The organism is Zarconia navalis LEGE 11467 (assembly GCF_015207075.1).
In the GTDB taxonomy this organism is placed as follows: Bacteria; Cyanobacteriota; Cyanobacteriia; order Cyanobacteriales; family Geitlerinemataceae; genus Zarconia; species Zarconia navalis.
On the sequence record NZ_JADEXN010000228.1, the window covers coordinates 1 to 7,860 of the forward strand.

Here is a 7,860-nt window from a genome sequence, read left to right on the forward strand (position 1 = left end):
GCAGATAAACGGAATTTTTGAATTCGCGCGTCAATTAAGAGAATTCGATGCCGCCACTCGCCGTTGTTGCAGTTGAAACGTCGTATCTTGATGCACGGCGGAGTTGATGGGGTAGAAGTAGGTGAGTGCCAGACTGCCGAGCATCGCCAGGACAGGTAGGGCAAAGGAGACTTGGCGGATCGCAACTAATGCCGAGTGCGGCTGGAGGATCTGACCCTGACCGGGTATGGTTTCTTGGAAACCCGATCCGGCCAGCCACTGACCGAGAAAAAACAGCCCCAGAGCCAGAATGACTTGATACAAAAACATGAGAATGCTGTAATACAAACCCTCTCGCCGCTGACCGGTTCGCAGTTCGTCCCAGTCGATGGTTTCGGGCAACATTGAAGGGGGAACGACATAAGTTGCACCCATGCCCAAGCCAATGATACTGGCAACACCGTACATGAGATAAATTTGTCCTGGTTGCAGGTAAAACAGGGCAAACTGTCCGAAAATCCAGATACTGCTGCCGAGCCAAAATGCAGTTCTTTTACCAAGCTGTTGACTCAACGGTTCCCAAATAAACAAGCTCGCTAAAGACGTGACTTGCATAACCAGAACGATCGAGGTGATAGCAGAGGTGTCGAGTTCCAAACAGTGGACGATAAAGTAGGGCAAAATTGCCGGGGTGATGTGCAGTGCCATCCAAGAGAGGGCGTAAATCCCCATCAGGATCGTGAAGGGTTGGTTGCCCAGCAACAGTTTCAGTTCCCCCCAGTTCAATTTGACCGGGTTGGCTGTGGGGACTCGCTGCTCTGTGGTACCCCAGCAGCAGGCGAAAATCGAAACCACGATCGCAACACCGCCAATGGCTCCGGTTATCCAGAGTTGTCGGGGTTCGTCGAGGTAATAGCTCAGTCCTTGGGCGAGTAACAAAGCCGCAATACACCCAGCCAGAGAAAAGCCAAATCGCAAGCTGTTCAAGCGAACGTGCTCGTTGTTTTTCTCGCTCAGGTCTGTAACTAAAGCGCCGTAGGGAATCAGAAAGCCATTGGCTCCGGTCTGAAAAAGCAGCGCTGCACCGAGGTAGTAGCAAAAGAGGGCCCAATCTTGAAAGGGCGGCAACCACCAAAGGAGAAAGAAACCAAGCCCCAATATCGGAGCGCTACAGAACATCCAAACTCGTCGCCGTCCCCAACGACTTTGAGTCCGATCGCTCAAAATACCGACAACAATCGTACTCAGGGCACTCCAGATATTGCTGACCAACAAAATCGATCCGGCCAATGCTGGCGACAGTCCAGCGATCGTGGTTAGAAAAAAGAAAAAGAACACCATCAAGGTATTGCCAGCCATGGAAGGACCAAAATCACCAGCCCCGTAGGCGATTTGAGTCCGAAGGCACAGCCGATCGCCATTTAAACTGCTATTCATCCGGATGCCTGAAATAAAAGTTTATATTTTTTTGAAAATTTTAATCTTTCTTAAGGGTATTACACTTCTTAAGGATTGTATCCCCGGCAACTTATATGAATAAATGAACCAATAGATAAGTTAAATAACTTTTATTAAACCTCGATCGAATGTATGGCGATCGTCCAATGGCTAACTGGTTATTTTTTGACACCGTTCGCCACCACGCCCAAAATCGACGCACCGGAGAGTTTTAATCCTTCCAAGGCCCCCGCGAGCAAATTTCGATCGGTTTTCTCGATCGCCACCACCATCACGACCCCATCGGTTTTCGCCCCCACCAAGTTGCCATCGGCCAGTCCGTGCAAAGGCGGCGTATCGTAAATCACCAGATCGAAAAAGCTTTTAAACTGCTCCACAACGTATTGCATCCGGTTAGAAGCCAACAGCTTCACCGAGTCTGGGGGAATCGGGCCGGCAGGAAGCACAAATAAGTTGTCATCGATCTTCGATTGGACGATCGCCTCGTTGAGGCTGACATCATCGCTCGTCAGCACGTTGCTAAACCCCTTCAGATTCGGCAAGTCTAACTGCTGGTGGATGCTGGGAGCGCGCAAATCGGCATCCACTAACAACACCCGCAAACCCGCTGCTGCCGAAGTTTGGGCTAGGTGAAGAGCCACCGTAGACTTGCCATCGGCGGGCATGGCCGAACTCACTGTTAAAGATTGCAAGGAAGATTCAGAACCGAGTAAGCGAATATTGGCATACAGAGAACGAAAGGCCTCGGAAAAAGGATTGCTCCGATAGACCGAACTCGAAGAACCCAATCCCCAAAAGGGACGAGGCGCACTCGATGGGGAAGATGCGACGGCTACTGCTTCTGGAGTCTGTTGAGATAGTTTTCGCAGGGTGCGTTTGAGGTTTCGCGTCCGGGGAATTGCCGCGAGCAACGGCAGTCGGCTTGCCGATTTAATTTCTGAAGGCTGGTGGAAAACAGTCTGGAGCACTTCCACCAGAAAACCCGCCCCAATCCCGAGCAGGGTACTCAAAATCGCGGCGATCGCAATTTGACGTTTTGTTTGCTGAACCTCCGAGGGGACGAAATTGCCCTGGGCATTTTCCGGAATCGCCGGCGGCGCGATGAGCACCCAGGGGATTTGCTGCTGAGCGGCATCGATACCGAGAGCTTCGCGCTTGGTGAGAAAATCCGTCAGGGTACTCGTGACAATTTCGAGTTCCTGCTGGAGGTCGGCATATTGCCGCGTTGCCACCGGCCACCGTTGCACCCGCGCGTCGAGATTGGCTTCGGCTTGCCCGATGGTTCGAGCGCTCGCTTCAATTGCTGTAATGCGATCTTCAATGGTTGCGAGAACGGCTTGGGCTTCTTGTTGCAGCAAAGCGTCCATTGCGGCTTGTTGTTCGCGCAGGGCGAGCATGGGTAAACTATCGGGCTGCAACCGAGCCGATTCGGCGGCGACTTTACTTTCGAGTTCCTGCGCTTCGGCAATCCAGGGCTGGAACTGGGGATCTTCGCTCAAAACGGCGGTCGCATTTCCGATCGCCAGCTGCTGTTGCAAACCTTCGTAGAGCGCTCGCGCTTGCACCAATTCCTTTTGATTGTCGAGCTGCTGCAAGTTCAGCGAACTGGCTTCTTGGGTCATCGCCTGAGCTTGAGGGTATGGCTCGATCAGGTTCTCTTGCTGGCGCAGGTTTTGGATTTGCGTTTGAATGGTATCGACTCGATCTTGCAAGACGGGGAGCTGTTCTTCGATAAAATCGATCCCTTGAGTCAGGCTGGTCAGTCGTTCTTCGAGGGAGTATTCCAGATATAGCTCGGAAGCCTCTTCTAAAACCGTGAGAATTTTATCCGGGTCGGGATCGGCATAGGTCACTTCTAAAATCTTCGTCCCGAATTCTTTCCCGGAAATATCGACGCTGATGCGATCGACTTTTAGGTTCTTTTGCAGAGATTTATAGCTGAGTTTGGGATATTCTGCTTCCAGATTTTCTAAAATCGGCATCAGTAATTTCGGACTTTTTAAAACTCGAATTTGAGTTTCGTAATCCACCAGACCCGATTCTTCAATTCTAATTTTGCTTAAATCCGTGCCCGAGGCTTGAGCGAGTAGAAATTGTCGCATCAGCCGACCTTCAGCGGAAATCGGTTCGATTAACAATCGAAATTTCCCTTTGTAGAGCGGTGGAACTTCTCGGTTTCGGGTGAAGATCAGTCCGCCGAAAACGCCCGTCAGCACAACGGCCACGATCGCCATGATGGGGATGCGGCGGCGGACGACACCAAACAACCAACCGATATCGAGATTGTCTTCCTCACCCTCAGAGGACAGATGGGATTGAGTTTGGGATAGAGATGGAGGCAAATCGCCGTTTCGTTGAGGAAGAAAGCTGTGAGAATCGTTGTCGGTATTCATGGGGACACTTTATTGAAGTGAAGCTGCAAAATCGAGCGCAACCGATGGCGCTTGAGGAGTCTGACTCAATCGCCAACAATTCCCAAGGTTTCTAATATTCTCATAAAAGAGTTGATCTCAGGGGCAGGACTGAAGATCGTCTCTAGGGTATCGGTTACCCGTGCTAAACCCGATCGACTAATGACGATGATATCGTTGGGACGCAGAAGGGGATTCTCAAATTCGTCGATGCCCCGCGCGAAGTCCAGTTCGATAGTCTCTTGCCGCACCGTCCCATCAGGATTCAGGCGAATAAAATCAACCTCGTCGCGGTTGGCATCGTCGGTGAACCCCCCCGCCTGCAAAATGGCTTGGTTTAGGGTCGTGTTTGTCGGCACTTCTAAAGTCCGGATGCTAGGGGCTTTATTCACTTCGCCCACCACGTAAACGACAATAGAGGCCGAAAAACTGGCATTGGCCAATTGCGCCACCTCAGCCGAATCAATGGCATCCGTTCTGGGAACGACGATCGTATCCCCGTTTTGCAAAATGGGATCGTTCTCGAAGTCTCCGGTTTGCAAGAACTCCCACAGATTGGCGATGATAATTTGCTCGCCTCCGGTCTGGGTAATGCGACGAATCTCCACTTGGCGAACATCGGCATTAGTGACGATTCCCCCGGCTTGTTCGAGGGCAAACGTCAGCGTCGGCAATCCTCCCGGCCGCAGTTCCGATCGCGACGGGCCGCCGATGAGCACGTAGTTACCGGGTTGATTCACCGCCCCCACCACCACCACGCTGCGGGGGGAGTCTTCTGCAACGGCAAAGTTGGTCGCTGCCAGTTGGCGAACGCGCTCTTCCTCAATTCGTTCTGCCGTGGGGATAAAGAGAGCATCGCCATCTCTGAGGGTAATGTCTTGTCCCCGACGACCGGATTGGATGTATGACAACAGGTCGATATAAAAAGAGGGTTCTTTGCCATTTCCAGAATTGCGGCGAACTTCCACGCGCCTGAGGTCGGCCGAAAGGGTGACGCCGCCTGCTAATTCGATCAATTCCGGAACGGTAGGGTACTGCAATCCTCGCTGAAGTCCGCTTTGGGCTTTGAGGGGAATTTCCATCACGTAAGCCCCCGGCTGAGTTACCTCTCCATCGATGGTGACTTGTAACGGACGCGGTCCCGATAGCCGGACGCTGACGAGGGGATATCGAAAAATTCGCACGTACTCGGCGGCAATGATGTCGGTGGCTTGGGGAATCGTCAGACCTTCGACGTATACTCGTCCACCGATGGGTAAGTCCATCATGCCGTTGGCGAGAACTTGAGCTTCGCCGCTGTATTCGGGGGCTTCAAAAATTTCGATCTGCACCAAATCACCCGGTCCGAGGGTGTACTCGTCCAGCTCGGGGTTACTCCTGCGGACTCTTTGAGAAGTTCGTGATGGTGGTGGGGGGGGATCTTCCAAGTACGGCAGCGATTGAGCCATACTAGAATTTGGGGCGATCGCGAGGGTCAGTAACGTTAGACTTACAGTCGATTGAAAGAGGCATCGAAGTACACGAAAAGACATTGCGTTTCAATTACGATTTCCTGAAAAAAACTAGGCTATGATAGATGGCTCGTCTTCATTTTACGCGCTCGAACACCCCTTTAAAAAGAGCTTATTCTCAGTATACTTCAAGCTTGTGCGCTTTGAGGTTATTCGTATTTTAATGTCGCGAGATTATACGAGAGGAACATCGTGAAAGCGCTGCTAGCCGATCCGATATTTTTGAGTCTAATTTTGGGAATTGGTCTTGTTTTTATTTTACTTGCATTTCAGTATGCTAGTCCTAAAAACGTGACCGATCGCCTCGCTGTGGGCTTGAGTGTTGCCATTTTAGTTGTCATTCCCTACTTGACGATTAAGCCATTTGTTTGGTTACATCCGAGTGACTTTATGTTGCATAATCTCAGCCTAAATTCAGCTCTAATGAAAATTGTGAGCTACGGTGTATCGGTCTTCGTTCTTAAATTTTGGTTTCGCGATTTTGCTCGCAGTTTTTTGTTATTATTTGCCAATCCTTTTTTAGGAATATTGCTAGGATTAGTCGGGTTTTCAGCGTTTTGGTCAGAGCTGCCCTTACTCACCTTACAAGCAAGTTTGGCATTGCTCGTCGTTTCGACTTTAGCTGCCCATATCGCCCAAAAATATACCTGGCAGCAAATCGCCACGTTACTACGCTGGAGTACGGGAATTATTACGGGATTGAGTTTGTTTTATTCCCTTGCCATTCCGTCTGTCGGGGTTGTCGGTAAAGGCTGGCGGGGCATTTTGGCCCATCCCAATCCCCTCGGCGCGTTAATGGGATTGAATGCCGTTTTTTGGTACGTTCGCGCGGCCAATAATCCCAAAGAAAGAGTTCCTTCCGTTTTGATGGTGCTCGTTTCAATGCTGATTATGCAGAACACTAACTCGGCAGGAGCAAAAGTAACTTTAGTGGCTCTATTTTCGGCGTTATTAATTCTACGCTTCATCAAGCGACTGAGCTTTCAGTGGGCTTATGCCATCATCGTAATTTTTATGGCAATTAGTATCGGCACGACTATTCTGGTGACGGAGAACTTAGAGTATATTGTGGTCGATGTGTTGGGGAAAGATATGACCCTCACCGGACGAGTTCCCCTGTGGACGAAAGTGATTGGTAAAGTCGTACGGGACAGTCCAATTCTCGGTTTCGGCTTCCATGGATTTTGGCAAGATTGGCGAGGAGAAGATAACCCCGCCTATGAAGTGGCATCTGATGGCTACGGTTGGGTGGCGCACCACGCTCACAATGGATTTATCGATTTATTTGCCGATTTGGGAATGGTCGGCTTATTTCTCTTTGTTGCTTCGTTGATGCTCAATATTGGTTTAGCTATTAAGTATATGAGTCAAACACGAGAACCAGAGGCCATTTTTTATTTGATTATCTTTATCTTGCTTCTGATTGTAAATAATACCCAAAGCTCGCTTTTAGGTATTCACCATATTTGGTTTTATTATGTCTTGTGTAGCGTGCGGCTGGGGATGGATACTCTCGGTCACAAATCTCGACGGTTAGAGCGCAAGGAAGTCTGGTAAAACCGATCGCATTGATCTTCAATGGTTGCGGTATATTGGGGCAAGAGCAGGTTTTGATACTTAGAACTAAATCTGGGTAAGACTTTCTACGATGGTGCGCTTATCTGTTTACCGGATCTATCTCCTGCCTGCAGTACTATAACTTGAAATCAGAAAGAGGCGCATCTAGGATGCGCCTCTTTGTAGATCGTAGATCTAAGCTATTTGAATCGAGTTCGAGATTGCAAAGTGTTTCTCGATTACATCAAGCCGATTTGAGAGAGAATACCGCTGCCGGTGATCAACTCAGTGGCAAGACCGATGACGAAACCGAGCATGGCCAAGCGACCGTTCCAGGTTTCCGCGAATTGAGTGAAGCCGAATTTCGTTTCTTGGTTTTCCATGATGAGTAACTTTCCTGTTGTCAACCGTTGATATAAATCGTAACACAAGAATCGATTATTTCGCAACATTTAGTTACAAATCGATGACAGATCGCTCCGAGAAACCTCTTAGTCCCTTCAGGGCTAATGCTTTTTGCTTTTAATGGAGAAAGCTCGAGGAGAGTGAATGTCATGAATAATTGTGAACCCACCGGAGCAAAGTACGGGTATTTATCCCGTCTGAGAGTCTTCGGTATGTCCCAATTATGGTGTCACTGTCTCCCCGAAGGTTTCTCCATCTTCCCCGTCGAGCTTTTCCGTTGCCGGAGACAACACCAGAAAAACATCGGCCTGCTCGAGTTCCGCCGTCGCGAATGAGGATACGCTCAGACTGCGGACGACTCCCATTGCCGCTCGTATTATTGGATCGGCATTGGAATTTTGGGAACCCATCGGAAAGAAAAAGGTATTCGCGAAAGACAAAATCGAACCCATATTCAGGAAGAAGTAACCATCATTGGGAACGGGGAACGGTTCGATCGCTGTTTGAAAGGTATAGCTGCGATCGAGGGTATTGTAGGG

The 7,860-nt window shown here is 49.7% G+C and carries 6 protein-coding genes; 1 reads left to right on the forward strand and 5 read right to left on the reverse strand.

Annotated elements, in window-relative coordinates; translation table 11 throughout:
• Positions 1-30: 30 nt before the first annotated feature.
• The 3 genes from IQ235_RS12895 to IQ235_RS12905 form a co-directional block, all read right to left on the reverse strand.
• Entirely contained in the window at positions 31-1,416 is a 1,386-nt protein-coding gene (locus IQ235_RS12895) for an MFS transporter (protein WP_264321862.1), read from the reverse strand.
• Between the two features lie 179 nt (positions 1,417-1,595).
• Positions 1,596-3,830 (reverse strand): GumC family protein, encoded by a 2,235-nt coding sequence (locus tag IQ235_RS12900; RefSeq protein ID WP_264321863.1) that lies wholly within the window; start codon positions 3,828-3,830, stop codon positions 1,596-1,598.
• Between the two features lie 65 nt (positions 3,831-3,895).
• Positions 3,896-5,380, reverse strand: coding sequence for an SLBB domain-containing protein (locus IQ235_RS12905; RefSeq protein WP_264321864.1), 1,485 nt, complete (start codon positions 5,378-5,380; stop codon positions 3,896-3,898).
• A gap of 171 nt (positions 5,381-5,551) precedes the next feature.
• Here IQ235_RS12905 and IQ235_RS12910 point away from each other — a divergent pair, with 171 nt between their 5' ends.
• Positions 5,552-6,916 (forward strand): O-antigen ligase family protein, encoded by a 1,365-nt coding sequence (locus tag IQ235_RS12910; protein ID WP_264321865.1) that lies wholly within the window; start codon positions 5,552-5,554, stop codon positions 6,914-6,916.
• Between the two features lie 239 nt (positions 6,917-7,155).
• Here the strand turns inward: IQ235_RS12910 and IQ235_RS12915 are convergent, their stop codons facing one another.
• Both IQ235_RS12915 and IQ235_RS12920 read right to left on the reverse strand, forming a co-directional pair.
• Positions 7,156-7,299: a CAB/ELIP/HLIP family chlorophyll-binding protein gene (locus tag IQ235_RS12915; protein WP_264321866.1), complete on the reverse strand. Its 144-nt coding sequence runs from the start codon at positions 7,297-7,299 to the stop codon at positions 7,156-7,158.
• A 243-nt stretch (positions 7,300-7,542) separates the two neighbouring features.
• Positions 7,543-7,860: DUF3352 domain-containing protein (locus tag IQ235_RS12920; RefSeq protein ID WP_264321867.1), on the reverse strand; the 318-nt coding region annotated here is incomplete at its 5' end.